A 14,245-nucleotide genomic window follows, 5' to 3' on the forward strand; every position below is an offset into this window, starting at 1 on the left:
GCGGGAGAAGCTGGACCCCGCAGGGCCGGTTTGCGCTATAGCCCTCTCCCGCCTTCGCGGGAGAGGGTTGGGTGAGGGTCTTCTTCTTGCGGCAGGCTCGCTGCGGCATGGGCCGGTAAAGAAGAAAAAGACCCTCATCCAACCTTCTCCCGCAAGCGGGATAAGGCTTTTGGCGGCGGGAAGTTAGCCTATCGGGGGCACGATGAGCACGGACATCGACTATTACGAACTGCTGGAGGTCGATCGCACCGCCGATGACAAGGTCATCAAGTCGTCCTACCGGCGGCTGGCGATGCAGTTCCACCCCGATCGCAACCCCGGCGATCAGGAAGCGGAAGCGAAGTTCAAGGCGATCAGCCAGGCCTATGACTGCCTGAAGGATCCGCAGAAGCGTGCCGCCTATGACCGCTTCGGCAAGGCCGCGTTCGAACAGGGCGGGGCGGGGGGCGGCTTCGGCGGCGGCCAGGGCTTCGAAGGCTTCTCCGACATCTTCGAGAATATCTTCGGTGAGTTCATGGGCGGCGGTCGCGGCGGCGGCCAGCGTTCCAGCGTGCGGCGCGGCGCCGATCTGCGCTACGATCTCGAGATCAGCCTCGAAGAGGCCTATGCCGGCAAGCAGGCGACCGTCACCGTCGATGTCGCCGCGGCCTGCGAGCCCTGCCAGGGCACCGGGGCGAAGCCCGGCACCGGCAGCCAGCAGTGCAAGACCTGCGGCGGCCACGGCAAGGTCCGCGCCCAGCAGGGGTTCTTCCTGGTGGAGCGGACCTGCCCCTCCTGCCATGGCGCCGGCCAGGTCATCTCCGATCCCTGCGGCGAGTGCCGGGGCGAGGGCCGGATCGAGAAGACCAAGACGCTCGACGTCGCCATTCCGGCCGGTGTCGACGAAGGCACCCGCATCCGCCTGACGGGGGAGGGCGAGGCCGGCGCCAGGGGTGGACCGCCCGGCGATCTCTACATCTTCCTCCACCTGCGCGAGCATGCGCTGTTCCAGCGCGACGGCACCACCCTGTTCGCCCGCGCCCCGATCAGCTTCACCACCGCCGCGCTCGGCGGCACGATCGAAGTGCCCGGCCTCGACAGGAAGCGCCACGAGATACGCATCCCCGCCGGCATCCAGTCCGGCAAGCAGATCCGCCAGCGCGGCGCCGGCATGCCGGTGCTCAACCAGCGCGGCCATGGCGACCTCGTCATCCAGATCGACGTCGAGACGCCCACCAAGCTCACCTCCCGCCAGAAGGAGCTGCTGGAGGAATTCCGCGCCACCGAGACCGGCGAGGAAAGCCCCCAGTCGAGCGGCTTCTTCGCCCGGCTGAAGGGCGTGTGGGAGGATCTGACGGATTAGAGCGATTTCTAGGCAGATGGAAACATCTGCCGACTCGGAAATCGCGGTAAAACAACAAGGTAGAGCCCACGAGCCGAAGCAATCGGATAGAGCGCACGTCGGCGCGCCCATCCGCGATTGTCGTCCCGGACGTGATCCGGGATCCCGCTTCGTCTTCACGCGTCCTGTCCCTGAGGAACCGGCGAGGGAAGCCATGACGAAGCACCGCATCTATGCGACCAGCGTCGCCAGCGTCTATCCGCATTATGTCGCCAAGGCTGAGAAGAAGGGCCGCACCCGCGCCGAGGTGGACCGGATCATCTGCTGGCTGACCGGCCACACCCCGGCATCGCTGGAGCAGGCGCTGGCGAATGGGACCAGCTTCGAGGATTTCTTCGCCCGGGCCCCCGCGATGAACCCTGCCCGCACCCTGATCACCGGTGTGGTCTGCGGCGTCCGCGTGGAGGATGTGGAGGAGCCGCTGATGCGGGAGATACGCTATCTCGACAAGCTGATCGACGAGCTCGCCAGGGGCAAGGCGATGGAGAAGATCTTGCGGGGATAACCTCCTGCGGGCGCCGCTTTGGGATTCAGGGCGCGGTGCTCGGGGCCGGGCGCTTCCGCTCGCCGCCGGTGCCGTTCAGTTCCAGTCCATAGTTGCGATAGGTTTCGACGATATCGGAATCCTTGGCCAGCGCGGCGGCGCGGTCGGCTTCCGCGCGCCGGGCATCCCCCTTGCGCGACCAGGCGATGGCCCGGCCCAGCAGCGATTCCGCCGTGTCGGGTTTCATCGCGAGGGCGGTGTCGAAACCGGCGATCGCGTCGTCGAGGCGGCCCATTTTCAGCAGGACGACGGCACGGCTGTCATGAGGCGCAAAATCGTCGGGATCCTTGGCGATCGCGGCGTCGCAATCCGCCAGGGCGGCGGGGAGATCGACGTCGGCCGTGGCGTTGTCCCAGCAGACCGTGTTCAGGTCGGTCGCCGTCTTCGCCGCGGCGCGGGCCATGGCGAAGTCACGGAGGGCTTCCTGTTTCCGGCCGTCGAGGAAATAGGCCTGCCCGCGCAGCGAAATCAGGTCCAGATTTCCCGGCAGCTTGCGGAGCGCCGCGCTCAGGGTTTCGACCATGCCGGAATGGTTGCCGGCGCTCCGCTGCACGATGGCCTTCCCATACCAGGCTTCGAAATTCTTCGGATCGATCCGCAGGGCGGCATCGGCATCGGCCAGCTTGCCCGCCACGTCCGCGCGGCCGCGGATGCCCATGCGGTCGAGATAGAAGTCGGCCGTGGGTTCGATCTCGATAGCGCGGCCGATCTCGCGCAGGGCGTCTTCCCGTCGCCCGCCCCAACGGTAGATGTTCGCCGCCAGGGCGTGCGCCTGGCCGTCGCCGGGCTTGGCCGCGACCAGCGCCCGCGCCTCGGCGATGGCCAGTTCGGGCTTGCCGGTCAGCCGGTGGATCGAAGCCCGCAGCGTGTAGAGGTCGGACCATCGCGGCAGCGATTTGGTCGTCAGGTCGGCTTCGCGCAGGGCGGCCTCGTAATTTCCCAGGTCCCGATAGACGAAGGCGCGCCAGCCGCGAACGGTGTCGTCGTCCGGGAATTCCTCAAGCACGCGCGAGAAATAGCGCAGCGCATCGGCCGGGCGCCCTTCGGCATAGGCGAGATAGCCGCGCGAGCGCACGAGGTAGGTGTTGTCGGGGTCGAGCACCGCCGCGGCATTGAAGTCGCGGGTGGCGGCGGCGAAATCCTTCCGCCACGCGAAGATGAAGCCCCGTGCCGCCAGCGCATCGGCATTGCGCGGATCGCGTTCCAGCGCGGCATTGAACGCCGCCACCGCGCCGTCGAGATCGTTGCGGTCCAGCAGCTGCAATCCGCGCTCGACGAACTGGTCGCTGGTCTCGGGCGCCTGGTTTTCGCCCAGCGCGGCCGATTGCGGCTGGGCGATCCGCAGCGCGACGTAGCGATCCGCGAGCGCGCGGATGGTCTTCTGGGCGGCGGCGGCTTCGCTGGCCGGGAATTCCGGGGCCAGGCTCTGCTGTACCGTCTCGACCGACAGGATATTGCCTTTCAGCGTCCCCTTTCGCGAATGGCGGATGGCCCCGGCTATGGCCTCGACATTCGGATTGTCGGGCACCACGCCGGGGGGCAGGATGATGGTCTCCCTGAGCAGGGTGTAGCTTGGGAAGTTGACGGCATAGGGCGCGGCCCGGTCTTCGGCCGCGCTGCGCTCGAAATCGACCTTGTCATAGCCCAGCCGGCTGTCGGTGAGCCAATAGGCGCCGCCATCCCATTCCAGCGTGGCGATGCCCTCCATGGCGAGGCGCTGCTCGCGCCTGTCCGCGTCATAGCTCTGCGTCACGGTGCCGACCGCGATGAAGTCGTAGCGGCGCTTCCAATAGTCGCGCAGCCACCTTTCGCGCGTCTCGTCGTTCATGTCGGCGATGGCGACGCTCATCGAATAGGCATAGTCGCCTCGGAACAGGATTTCCGCGCGGGCGGGCGCCGGCTTGGTCCGGCCGGCATGGGCATCGATGTGCAGCGAGGATTCGGTTTCGGGCAGCGCCAGCTGTTCCGGCACCATGCGGACCAGCGCCGCGTCCTTCGTCAGCGGCAGCCCCCAGCCATAATCGGGCGTGGCAAGCTGGTCGAGCCGCCGGTCGCCGCTCCGCGTGCCGTCGAGCCAGTAATTCTTGCCGGCGACCGTCGCCCGCACGATCACATGGTCGAACAGGCCCGCCCTGGGCAGGCGCTGGTCGAAGCCGTCGCCCCCGTCGCTGTCGACCAGCACCGGCTCGGCCGCGATGTCCAGCGCGCGCAGGATGGCGATCAGCAGGGCCGATTTCGCCTTGCAGTCGCCGAACCGGCGGCTCCACGTGGTCGATGCATCGGCGGGCGTATAGCCGCCCGCCCCCATCAGCAGCGCGACATAGCGCACCTGGCCCTGGACGAGCATCAGCGCCGCCTCGGTGCGCTTGACCGGATCGGGGGATGCGCGGCGGATGCGCTCGATCTCCGCCCGCAGCGGGCTGTCGGCGGGGATCAGCGCCGCCTTGTCGTAGAGAGGCACGAACAGGTCCGCCAGCTCGGCCCAGGAGCCGAAGCTGCTGAACTCGATCATGCGGGGCTGTCGGTAGCGGTCGGGCGCGCCCTTGGTCAGGATGACCGGCTTGGCGCGATCGAGCGTCAGTTCGACCTCGATCCGGTTTCCGGCCCGTCGCGGCGGCGCCGCCGGCCAATCGGGGGTCTGCTGCACCCGGATCGGGAAAGCCGCCGGCCATTGCGCGCGGATATGCTCGCGCGCCACCCCGCCCGCATTGGTCGCGCGCCGCGCGCGTTCGGCATGGCCGCCCAGCACCGGATCGGCCATCACATGCGTCGTCACGAGATGAACGATGTCGCCGACCTGGAGCCCCTCGGGCTGGATGTTCGCGGTGAGGACGCCGTCGAGCATCGCGCTTTCGAGGTTGGATTCCCGGCGCAGCACGGTGAACTGCTGGCCCGATTTCAGCACGTCGATCGTCTGCTTGCCCCGCTGGATGGTCAGCCGGTGGACGATCAGCCGCTGCGTCTGCGGCTCCCACCCCAGCGAGATGTTGCCGGCGGACAGGCCATCGGCGGTGTTTATGCGGAAGATGCTTTCGGCATAGACGCTGGTCTGCTTCGCCTGGAAATCGATCTGCTCGTCGAGCAGCAGATAGCTGATCCCGCCCTGGGCCGGCAGATCAGCCGCCTGGGGGACGGCGACCGGCTTCACCCAGGCCGGCGGCGGCCCGAACTCCACCTGATCCCCCGCAAGCGCCGGCGTCATCCAGCCGAGCACCAGCATCCATCCGATCCAGAATCGCATGCCATGTACCCCTTTTGTTCAGATGTACGCGATTCGTCGCGCCGATCAACCCGTTCGTCGCTGTTGTTCGCGGATCGCTTCTGGTCAATCTCTGCGCCTCGCCGCAGTGACGGGGCGGGGCACGCAAGAAGGGGGAAACATGAAGGCTGTCGAAAAGGCCGCGGAGGTGCGCGCCGCCGCCGCCCAGTGGCAAAAGGCGTTCCGGGACGAGTCCAGGGCCATCGGCAAGATGGATGGTCAGGACGTGCTCTGGCACGAGCGGCTGCAGTTCTGGGCCTCCTTCGGCAGGACGAAGGGCCGGAACGGCGCGCTGCGGGACTGGAACGCCTTCGGCCAGAAGCCCCTATCCTTCCGCAGCAATATGATCGTCGAGATCAACCAGCCCCCCAGGGGGATCGATCGCAACCTCCAGGCCGTCTTCGCGCGCGATGGCGCCGGCCATCTCTGGGTGCTGCACCAGGGCCGCATGAGCGTGTCGGGAAGCCGGGTGACCGAGGCCGATTTCATCGCCGCGACGGGGTTGCAGCCGGTGAAGGTGGCCTTCAGCGACGGATCGCACGGCGCCTATCACCCCGTCGCGCGGATCGACGGCCCCGCCGCGCTCATGGCGGAGGGCATCGGCGCCTTCATCGCCCAGTGCGCCCATGCCCGCAACGTCAAGCTCGCCAACGGCATGGCCCTCCCCGATCTGGAAAAGACGAAGGACTGGGAACACCGCTTCAGCCCCGAAGCGATCGGCAGCTTCGAGATCGCGGCGCAGGACGCCCGCACCGGCAACCGCTGGCATGGCGAGATTCAGCGCGCCCTGGCCGGCGCGCTTGCCGATCGCGAAGTGCCGCACTCGAACGATCGCGTCGGCCAATATGGGCCCGATCTCTTCACCTATGGCCCGGGCCCCAGCGTGCTGTTCGAGATCAAGTCGGGCGCCGGCGCGCAGGATATCTTCGCCGCGGTCGGCCAGCTGCACATCTACGATCATCTGCTCGGCGGCGGCTATCGCAAGGTCCTCGTCGTGCCGAAGGGCATGGGGGCGGCGCTCAAGGGCCCGGTCGCCGCGCTGAAGATCGACACCGTCGAGTTCCACCGCGCCGGCCGGAAGATCGTCTTCGACGAAGCGGCCCTGTCGCACTGCCTGGGCCAGAGTGATTTCAAGTCAGGTGGAATCACCTGACGACTCGGAAATCACGGAAAAAAAGGAAAATAGACGTGATCCCGCTCTTCATATCCGTCATTCCCGCGCAGGCGGGAAATCCATATTCTCTGAAGCTCGAGCCTCTTGACGGAAGGGATTATGGATCCCCGCATCCGCGAGGATGACGAATGTTGGGGGGGCAGACGCTCTTACGCAAAGGTCCAGAGTGATTTGAAGTCGGGTGGACGCACCTGACGACACGGAAAACAAGGGGAATAAGCGTGCTCAGCCCCGCCGCCGCGTCCGCGCCCGATCCGCGTCCCTGATCGCCGCCTCCAGCGCCAGCGCATCGCCCAGCGCCGCTCCGGTGACGGTGTTGTCGAAGATGCACCAGCTCTCCACCCCCTCGGCCAGTTCGGCGGCGATCTGCCCGGCATAGCCCGCCAGCGCCTCGCTGCTGTAGGGGGATCGGTACATGGCCGGCGATCCGTGGAGCCGCCTGTATCGGAAGCCCCGCCAGCCGCCGGGGCGGGCGGCCTCCTCGCTCAGCGCCGGATCGGCGCCGACGCGCGCGACGCGCAGGTCGGATAGCACCCCGTCGGCATGTTCGGTGAACCAGGACGGATTGCGCGGCTCGCACACGATCCGGGCGGCGGTGCTGTGGGCCCGCAGCGTGGGGAAGAAGGCACGGCACACCGCTTCGTCGAACGCCAGCCTGGGCGGCAGCTGCACCAGCAGCACGGCCAGCTTCGGCCCCAGCCCCTCCACCTCGGAACAGAATTGCGCGATGGCCGCATCGGCGCCGACCAGCTTCGCCTCATGCGTGATCGCCTTGGGAATCTTCACCGAGAAACGAAAATCCGCCGGCACGCTCGCCGCCCACCGCGCCCAGGTCGATCCGCGATGCGGCCGGTAGAAGGAGGAATTGACCTCAACCCCGCCCAGCCGCCGCGCATAGCGCTCCAGACCCGTGCCTTCGGCGGGAAACCTAGCGGCCTCGCCGCGCGGAATGGCCCAGCCCGCCGTGCCTATGATAGCGATCATGGTGGGGACAACGCGCGGGGCAGGGGGGCGTTGCCGGGACGGGCGGTACGGGGTGCGATTGCGGCGGCTATACGCGAGATACCAGCCGTTCAGCAGGCTTTCCGGCCCTCCCGAAAGCCTCCATTTGATCTTTCACTCAATGAACGAGTCTGGAACGACCGGCTTTGGGACTTTCCTGCCGTTCCTGTGCCGCAGGTCGAGCGGCAGCTCGCGTCAAGAGCGGACGTGAAACGTTAGTTCGAGCGGCGTCGCATAATGCCAGGAGCTGAGCCGGACGCAGATCAGCTGTCCTTGATGGTGGTGTTGGGGCTGCGCTTCCCGTGCGCGGTCGTCACGAACCGCCCGGAGATTGCGCTGCGATAGGTGCCACCGGTGCTGCCGCTGCCAGCGGCCTCGCGAACGGTCGTGCGCGAAGACGCCCTCCCGTGCTTTGCCGTCACGAAGCGACCGGAGATCGCGCTGCGGTAGGAACCGCCACTCTTGCCCTTGGCCATGCTTATTCTCCAATCATCGAGTCATCGAGGGTGGGGCCGCGCCGAAGCGCGGCCCCGGTCTTGCGTCAGCCGCGCGGCGGGAACGGATCGCCGCCGAAGCTGTCGCGTTCGCGGATCTGGCCATTACGGCCATGGATCAGCAGTTCGCTCTGCTGGTTGCGCGCGATGTCACGCGCCGCGCCGATCGCTTCGGACTGGGTGGTGTGCACCGAGGTCGCCCGCTCATTGCCGGCGCCACGAACCGCCCAGCCGCCTGCGTGCGGCACAACATGCTGGTTCTTGCCCATCTTGATATTCCTCCTTCCTCGCGCTGGCGGGTAAGCCGGCTTGCGACACCGCTCCCGAACCCCGTGATTGGCATTCAGGAGGTAGGCTGATCCCGGCAGCCTACACGGACATCAAAATTTATTTCGACCGACTTGTCCGCGAAGCAGTTCCACGTCAGCCTATGCAGGAAGACAGACCCAAGTGGAGTGACGCGATCCGAGACGTGTTCGACCTCGAAGAAATCAGGTCCGCTCTCGACGGCCTGACCCAGAGCGATCTCGTTCGCCTGCGCCGTGCGGGCAGCAAGTTCGCTCTGGCCCTCGACTGCACGGCGGACGATCTCATCGGCGAGGCGGTGTGTTCCGCCTATTCCGGTGCACGCGAATGCCGCAGGGACCTTCCCATCCTGGTATTCCTCGTCGGCGCAATGCGGAGCATCGCATGGAACGCGAAGGTGTCCTCACGAAAAGCCGGGAGTGAGATCTCGCTCGACGCCACTGGAACCGATGGCCACCCCCTGGTCGTTCTCAAGTGCGACGCGCCGGACGCGGAGACCCTAGTCCTCCGGGCCGACGACACGGCCCGGAGGATCGCCGCTCTGGAGGATTTGTTCGCCGATGATGAGCCTGCACTGCTCGTCATCATGGCTGACCTGGACGAACTATCGAAGGAGGAAATCATGGTGATGAACGAGATGTCCGAAACCACCTACAACAGCACCCGAACCCGAATCCGCCGAAAGATGGAACGGAGGTTTCCAAACGGGTGGACTGCGTGAGCGGCCCTGAGAAAAACGATCCCACGCTCCACCAACTGATCGACGAAGCCGTAGAAGACCTGATGAAGCTGAGTGATGCCGAACTGATGGCTGAGCTCGCCGAAGAAGGAGCCGACCCGGAAGCGGAAGCGCAGGCCGCGCGCAACGCAGTCGCCGCAGGCATCGCCCGTGGGGGTCGCGCGCGTCTCGTCGCAGCACGAACAGCAGTGGATCGTGATCGGACGGCGCGCGTCGTGCGCTCCCCGCTCCCCGCAGCAATGCGCGCCAGCATCCTGGAGCGCTTCGCTAACGACGATGCCAAGCTCAAGTCCCGCCTCACCATGGCGGCCCGAAACGGCGAAGGTATCACGGAACAGGAGATCGACTCCATTCTAGCCGATCTGCGCGAGCTCGGACTGATAGATGACGAGGGGAACCCGATTGAGCGGTGACACCCCGGCGGAGACGCTCCTGCGCTCTTTGGGTGTCACAAGTCCCGATGAGATCGACCTCGAAGCAATCGCCTGGTCCATGGGAGTCAAGGTTCGCGAAGCCGAGCTACCAAGCTGCGAGGCACGCATCATCGGTTTCCAGGACCAGGCGATCATCACCGTCCGCAACTTCGGCGACCCGCGCCGCCGTCGCTTCTCAATCGGCCATGAGCTCGGCCACTGGGTCCATCATCGCGGCCGATCCTCTATCTGTCGCTCGAGCGACATCGGCAACCCCGGAGCTGCCAGCCAGCTTGAGAAGCAGGCCGACAGGTTCGCCGCCGACCTTTTGATGCCACGCTTCCTCTTCAGTCCGTCAGTCGCACAACTGAAGCGGCCGGACTTCGAAGGCATCGACATGCTCGCCGGGACCTTTTCGACTAGCCGGCTCGCAACCGCCCTTCGCTGTGTCGACATCAACTCTTGGCCAGTTGTCCTCGTTTGCCATGGTTCCTCCGGCCGACGATGGTTCAAACGAGCCGCAAGCGTCCCCGACGACTGGTTTCCCCGAGACGATCTCGATCCTTCCTCGCCTTCGTTTCCTGTACTGTTCGGAACCGTCGAGCGATCCAAGAGCCAAGCCGTGGCCGCCAGCCTCTGGTTCGATCGGCGCGATGCCAGCCGCTACCGCATCACCGAGCAGTCGCTGAAGGCGCACGGCGGCACAATGCTCACGCTCCTCACGCTGACCGATCCGAAGATGCTGACCCTATGAAACAGGTACCGTCTTAGGATATTGCAGCGCTGCTACCTAGGATCGAGGTTTCACCGTGCGCCCTGGCCATTCCGCTTTTGGTGGGGATGGGATCGCAACTGGTTACGATACCAAAAGATAAGCAGGTTTCTGCCGCCAACGCGCCGCGTGCACTTGGATCAAAGGTAAGCTTCCGAGTATATAGCAATTCCAATCACAAACATGCGCCGATTTCTGCCTTGCTAGACGTAGCTTTCGCAGCGGATGTTTGGCTGGGATCCAACCAACGGCAAGTTGCGCGTCGAGTGGAAAGATGATTGAAGGCGCTGCGCTGCCCAAGGCCGTAAATACAGCCCGATGCGCCTGCCTATTTTCTTGAAGAAGCGAGGGGCAGGTTCGCCCATTATTGGTCGTCCGTGCCTCTGCCCCGAACGACGGGGTGTGGTCGGAAGCTGCCGTCGCTATGTGACGGATCGGAGGGCCCCTATTCCCCTATTGTTGCCCGGAACCCGCCATTCCGCAACCGGCCCAGTAGCGGCCGTAACCGTCAATTCAATTTGTTCTCTTTTTGTTCTATCTTTCCTCCTCGTGGCGTGTTAAGGCTGGCCGCGCCGCATATTGCACAGCGCCCATCAGGAACCACCCAACTGCCCAACCCATCACCCCCCTCCGCCGAACCCGCCATCCTCGCCAGCGCCCCGCGCTGCGGCGCGCGGACCCGTTCGGGGGCGCCGTGCCGGTCCCCGGCAGTGGGCGGAAGGCAGCGGTGCCGGATGCATGGCGGCAGGGGCAGCGGCGCGCCGCGCGGGAACCGGAATGCCTGGAAGTATGGCGGGCGTTCCGCCGCGTTCCGGGATGCGGCGCGCTATATTCGGGCGAGCAGCCGCTTTACCGCCGCCGCCCGGCTCGCTTTGCGCGCCTTCGCGCTGGGGCCGGAGGTCGCCGCCATGGCGCTGCGGCTGGCCGATGCCGCCTGGGCGGAGATGCCGGCGGCGCCCGGCGTGGACGTCCTCCCATTTCGTATCCCCTCGCGTCACCGGCAGGCCGGGCGATGCGCGGCCGGGCCCGCTTCGTCGCGGGAAAAAATAAAAACGAACGCACAACCCCATGCACCCGGAAATGCGGGCCCTCGGCCCTCCTTCGTCGGCGCCTTCGCCAGCCTCGCTGCCGGCCCCGCAGACAGGCATCGGCTCGCACGACAGACGGCCGGCACGTCGCCATGCCGGCCGTCCTTCCTCGCGATCGGGTCAGCCGAGCGCGGCGGGGGTGCCGTCGGCGTCGCTCGCGCCGTCCTCCCGCGCTTCGGCCTCCGCTTCCCCTTCGCCGACATGGCGGGTGACGTACATCAGCACCCCCAGCGCCGCGAACAGGATCAGGCTGCCCAGCAGCAGGGCATAATCCTCCAGTTGCAGCAGCACATAGAGCACCCCGTAGAGCAGCGTCAGCACCCCGCCGATCACCAGCGCCCGGCCGGTGCCGCCCAGCACCGCCTTCGAATAGCTGCCGATCAGCCCGATCAGCGCCGCCGCCGCCAGCACATAGGCGGGGGTGAGCGAGATATATTCGGCCAGCGCCAGCAGCAGCAGGAAGAACAGCACCAGCCCCAGCCCCACCAGCGCATAGGCCAGCATCGGCACCCGCCGCCGCCCGGTCACGTCATAGGCGAAGAAGGTCAGGAAGGTCAGCGCGATGAACAATATCCCATATTTCAGCGATCGTTCGACCTGCGCATAGAGGTCGGCCGGCTGGATCAGCCGCACCTCGGCCAGGCCCGGCGCGCCCTGTTCGCGGGCGGCCCCGGTGCTGGCGCGCATCGCCAGCGGCCTGTTCGCGACCAGATAGCTGGTCGACCAGCGCGCCGCGAACCCCTTGGCCGATATGCTGCGCCGGTCGGGCAGCAGCCCGCCCGTGAAGCTCGGATGCGGCCAGGGCGAGGCAAGGTCGACGGTCATGCGGCGGGCATGGCCGTCCACGCCGAAGCCGGTGCTGCCCTTGACCGGCAGCCGGCTCGACAGCCGGATCGGCCCGGCCGGCGGCGCGCTCAGCCCGGCCGGGGCGCTGATCGCGCCGCCGGGCAGCTTCAGGTCGCGGCTGCCCGGTTCGGCCTCCACCAGCCGGCCGTCGATCCGCATATGCGGGATCGATCCGCCGAAGCCGCGCGGATCGTCGATCGCCAGCACATAATAGGCGCGGGCCCAGTCGAGACGCGCCGGATCGACATCGCCCCCGGCGATCGCGCCGGTCGAGAAGCGCGCCTCCACCGCCAGGTCGGCCTGGTAGACCACCGTTTCGAACAGCGATCGGCGGCGCAGCTCGGGCGCCAGCCGCGCGGTGACGTGCAGGTCGTCGGGCGCGATCACCAGCGCGTCCTGATGGTCCGCCAGCACCTGTTGCACCGCGCCGGCCCCGACACCGGCCACGGCACCGGTCACGGTGCCCGTCGCGGCCTCTGCCGGGGCGGCCTCCACGGCGGTCAGCCGCCTCTCGGTGAAGGGCACGACCAGCCAGGGGCCGCGCAGCGTCTGTTCGCCGGCCCATCCGGCGCTGATCTCGCTGCGGGCCTGCGCGGCGGTGGCGCTCCGGTCCCACACCAGCATGTAGATGACGAACAGCGGTATGCCGAGCGCGGCGGCGATCACCCCGATCGCCAGGAATCTGCGGCTGATGCTCATGACGGCCTCCGCCGGCGGGGATGTGGGGAAGGGCAGGACATGGTCGGTCTCCTCTCGATTGGCCGGGTCCACGCCTGTCATGCCGCCGCGCCGGACAGCGATCGGCAACTCCCGCCATTTGCCGCCACGCCGTGCTTGTCATGGCGGGGTCCGCGCGCCACTGTGCGGATTTGTACGGGATGGTGAGGGCTGCGCATGGCGTCGGACGGAGCGGGGGCGGAGGAGGCGCGGCGGATCGGGGAGCGCATCCGGGAGGAGTTGGCGCGCCGCCGGCTGTCGCGGCAATGGCTGGCCGATGCGGCCCGCATCAGCCTTTCCACCCTCGAAAAGGCGCTGGCGGGCAGCCGCTCCTTCACCCTGATGACGACCATCCGGATCGAGGAGGCGCTGGGCCTGTCGCTGCGCGGCGAGGGAGGCGCGGCCGCCGCGTCGTCGCTTCCCACCCTCGCGCCGCAGGAGCTTGGCGCCTATGCCCGGCCGGCGGTGAGCTGGCTGGAGGGCGATTATCTGACGCTGCGGCCCTCGGCGGGGGAGGCGGGCTCGGTCTATGCCCATCTGCTCGGCATCGCCTGGGACGAGGCGCGCGGCCTGCTCGCCTTCCGGGAGGCGGCGCGGATCGATCCGGAGTTCACCCAGGGCGGCACCGTCGGGGTCTCCAACCTGTCGGGCCATGTCTATCTCGTCACCAACGATCTCGGCCAGTACCGGCTCGTCATCCTCGGCCGGCCGACCATCGCGGGGGAGCTCTATGGCGTGCTGACCACGCTGCAGGTCGGCCAGGGCACCTCGCTGATGCCGGTGACGATGCCGATCGCGCTGGTGCCGCTGAAGCCCGGCCAGCCGTCCCCCGCGCTCGGGCGGATCTCGCCCGGCCACCCCGATTTCGCCGCCTATCGCCGCCATGTCGATCGCGTCACCGCCGACGGTTTCGCCCGCATGCTGATGTGATCGCAAGGAGCGGGAGGCGCCGTGGCGGCAGGTCCGCGATAATGATGGCCGTGGCGATATCGGGAGCGAATCGATGACCCTGGCTTTCACGACCTTTCCCTCGCCGGTCGGCGACCTCCGCCTTGTCGCTAGTGATGCGGGGCTGGTGGCGATCCTCTGGCAGGATGACGATCCCGCCCGGGTGCCACTGGCGCGGGCCGAGGAGCGCCCCGATCACCCGGTGCTGCGGGAGACGGCGCGGCAGCTCGCCGCCTATTTCGCGCGGACGCTCGACCGCTTCGATCTCCCGCTCGATTTCCGCGGCACCGATTTCCAGCGCAGCGTCTGGGCGGCGCTGCTTGCCATCCCGTTCGGGGAGACCCGCAGCTATGGGGAGATTGCGCGGGCGATCGGCCGGCCCTCGGCGTCCCGCGCGGTGGGCGCCGCCAATGGGCGCAACCCGATCTCGATCGTCGCGCCCTGCCACCGCGTGATCGGCTCCACCGGCGCCCTCACCGGCTTCGCCGGCGGCATCGCGGCAAAGCGCTACCTGCTCGAACTGGAGGGGCAAACCAATTTACTATGAGGTTATGTCGTGTGT

Annotated in this window: 13 protein-coding genes; 8 read left to right on the top strand and 5 right to left on the bottom strand. The window is 67.3% G+C overall.

The genetic code is table 11. The features are described 5' to 3' along the window. The first annotated feature begins 202 nt into the window (after positions 1-202). Both dnaJ and CMV14_RS08730 read left to right on the top strand, forming a co-directional pair. Positions 203-1,342 carry a molecular chaperone DnaJ gene (gene dnaJ, locus CMV14_RS08725; RefSeq protein ID WP_066969718.1) on the top strand — a complete coding sequence of 380 codons (1,140 nt, stop codon included), beginning with the start codon at positions 203-205 and terminating at the stop codon, positions 1,340-1,342. A gap of 193 nt (positions 1,343-1,535) precedes the next feature. Beyond that, positions 1,536-1,886, top strand: a complete 351-nt coding sequence (locus CMV14_RS08730) for a DUF2200 domain-containing protein (protein ID WP_066969720.1) — start codon at positions 1,536-1,538, stop codon at positions 1,884-1,886. A gap of 25 nt (positions 1,887-1,911) precedes the next feature. Here CMV14_RS08730 and CMV14_RS08735 read toward each other — a convergent pair whose 3' ends face one another. After that, entirely contained in the window at positions 1,912-5,166 is a 3,255-nt protein-coding gene (locus tag CMV14_RS08735; RefSeq protein WP_066969722.1) for a tetratricopeptide repeat protein, read from the bottom strand. A 139-nt stretch (positions 5,167-5,305) separates the two neighbouring features. Between CMV14_RS08735 and CMV14_RS08740 the strand changes: the two genes are divergently transcribed. Then, on the top strand, positions 5,306-6,337 hold the full coding sequence (locus tag CMV14_RS08740) for a hypothetical protein (RefSeq protein ID WP_139114810.1): 1,032 nt from the start codon (positions 5,306-5,308) through the stop codon (positions 6,335-6,337). A gap of 246 nt (positions 6,338-6,583) precedes the next feature. On the opposite strand, the gene CMV14_RS08745 is transcribed toward CMV14_RS08740, so the two are convergent. From CMV14_RS08745 to CMV14_RS08755, 3 genes are all read right to left on the bottom strand, one after another. Then, positions 6,584-7,342: a DUF72 domain-containing protein gene (locus tag CMV14_RS08745; RefSeq protein ID WP_066969726.1), complete on the bottom strand. Its 759-nt coding sequence runs from the start codon at positions 7,340-7,342 to the stop codon at positions 6,584-6,586. Positions 7,343-7,623: 281 nt separating this feature from the next. After that, entirely contained in the window at positions 7,624-7,836 is a 213-nt protein-coding gene (locus CMV14_RS08750) for a hypothetical protein (RefSeq protein ID WP_066969728.1), read from the bottom strand. 65 nt (positions 7,837-7,901) lie between these two features. Then, complete coding sequence (locus tag CMV14_RS08755) at positions 7,902-8,123, bottom strand: DUF2188 domain-containing protein (RefSeq protein WP_066969730.1); 222 nt, start codon at positions 8,121-8,123, stop codon at positions 7,902-7,904. A 203-nt stretch (positions 8,124-8,326) separates the two neighbouring features. On the opposite strand from CMV14_RS08755, the gene CMV14_RS08760 reads away from it, so the two are divergent. Genes CMV14_RS08760 through CMV14_RS08770 form a run of 3 tightly spaced genes read left to right on the top strand, consistent with a single transcriptional unit; the run spans position 8,327 to position 10,066 of the window. Next, positions 8,327-8,881: an RNA polymerase sigma factor gene (locus CMV14_RS08760; protein WP_139114811.1), complete on the top strand. Its 555-nt coding sequence runs from the start codon at positions 8,327-8,329 to the stop codon at positions 8,879-8,881. After that, on the top strand, positions 8,878-9,312 hold the full coding sequence (locus CMV14_RS08765) for a hypothetical protein (RefSeq protein ID WP_066969750.1): 435 nt from the start codon (positions 8,878-8,880) through the stop codon (positions 9,310-9,312). The genes CMV14_RS08760 and CMV14_RS08765 overlap by 4 nt, the downstream gene beginning before the upstream one ends. Further along, on the top strand, positions 9,302-10,066 hold the full coding sequence (locus CMV14_RS08770; RefSeq protein WP_176489153.1) for an ImmA/IrrE family metallo-endopeptidase: 765 nt from the start codon (positions 9,302-9,304) through the stop codon (positions 10,064-10,066). Before CMV14_RS08765 ends, CMV14_RS08770 begins: the two co-directional genes overlap by 11 nt. Before the next feature lie 1,226 nt (positions 10,067-11,292). Here the strand turns inward: CMV14_RS08770 and creD are convergent. Continuing rightward, positions 11,293-12,717: a cell envelope integrity protein CreD gene (gene creD / locus CMV14_RS08780; protein WP_066969752.1), complete on the bottom strand. Its 1,425-nt coding sequence runs from the start codon at positions 12,715-12,717 to the stop codon at positions 11,293-11,295. Positions 12,718-12,912: 195 nt separating this feature from the next. On the opposite strand from creD, the gene CMV14_RS08785 reads away from it, so the two are divergent. Both CMV14_RS08785 and CMV14_RS08790 read left to right on the top strand, forming a co-directional pair. Continuing rightward, positions 12,913-13,665 carry a helix-turn-helix domain-containing protein gene (locus tag CMV14_RS08785; protein WP_066969736.1) on the top strand — a complete coding sequence of 251 codons (753 nt, stop codon included), beginning with the start codon at positions 12,913-12,915 and terminating at the stop codon, positions 13,663-13,665. 73 nt (positions 13,666-13,738) lie between these two features. Then, positions 13,739-14,230 carry a methylated-DNA--[protein]-cysteine S-methyltransferase gene (locus tag CMV14_RS08790; protein ID WP_066969738.1) on the top strand — a complete coding sequence of 164 codons (492 nt, stop codon included), beginning with the start codon at positions 13,739-13,741 and terminating at the stop codon, positions 14,228-14,230. Positions 14,231-14,245: the final 15 nt, after the last annotated feature.

The organism is Rhizorhabdus dicambivorans (assembly GCF_002355275.1).
Classification (GTDB): domain Bacteria; phylum Pseudomonadota; class Alphaproteobacteria; order Sphingomonadales; family Sphingomonadaceae; genus Rhizorhabdus; species Rhizorhabdus dicambivorans.

What these genes read in the sequence shown, in the direction of transcription:
- dnaJ (WP_066969718.1), top strand. Translation starts at nt 203, where the DNA reads ATGAGCACGGACATCGACTATTACGAACTGCTGGAGGTCGATCGCACC.
- CMV14_RS08730 (WP_066969720.1), top strand. Translation starts at nt 1,536, where the DNA reads ATGACGAAGCACCGCATCTATGCGACCAGCGTCGCCAGCGTCTATCCG.
- CMV14_RS08735 (WP_066969722.1), bottom strand. Translation starts at nt 5,166, where the DNA reads ATGCGATTCTGGATCGGATGGATGCTGGTGCTCGGCTGGATGACGCCG.
- CMV14_RS08740 (WP_139114810.1), top strand. Translation starts at nt 5,306, where the DNA reads ATGAAGGCTGTCGAAAAGGCCGCGGAGGTGCGCGCCGCCGCCGCCCAG.
- CMV14_RS08745 (WP_066969726.1), bottom strand. Translation starts at nt 7,342, where the DNA reads ATGATCGCTATCATAGGCACGGCGGGCTGGGCCATTCCGCGCGGCGAG.
- CMV14_RS08750 (WP_066969728.1), bottom strand. Translation starts at nt 7,836, where the DNA reads ATGGCCAAGGGCAAGAGTGGCGGTTCCTACCGCAGCGCGATCTCCGGT.
- CMV14_RS08755 (WP_066969730.1), bottom strand. Translation starts at nt 8,123, where the DNA reads ATGGGCAAGAACCAGCATGTTGTGCCGCACGCAGGCGGCTGGGCGGTT.
- creD (WP_066969752.1), bottom strand. Translation starts at nt 12,717, where the DNA reads ATGAGCATCAGCCGCAGATTCCTGGCGATCGGGGTGATCGCCGCCGCG.
- CMV14_RS08785 (WP_066969736.1), top strand. Translation starts at nt 12,913, where the DNA reads ATGGCGTCGGACGGAGCGGGGGCGGAGGAGGCGCGGCGGATCGGGGAG.
- CMV14_RS08790 (WP_066969738.1), top strand. Translation starts at nt 13,739, where the DNA reads ATGACCCTGGCTTTCACGACCTTTCCCTCGCCGGTCGGCGACCTCCGC.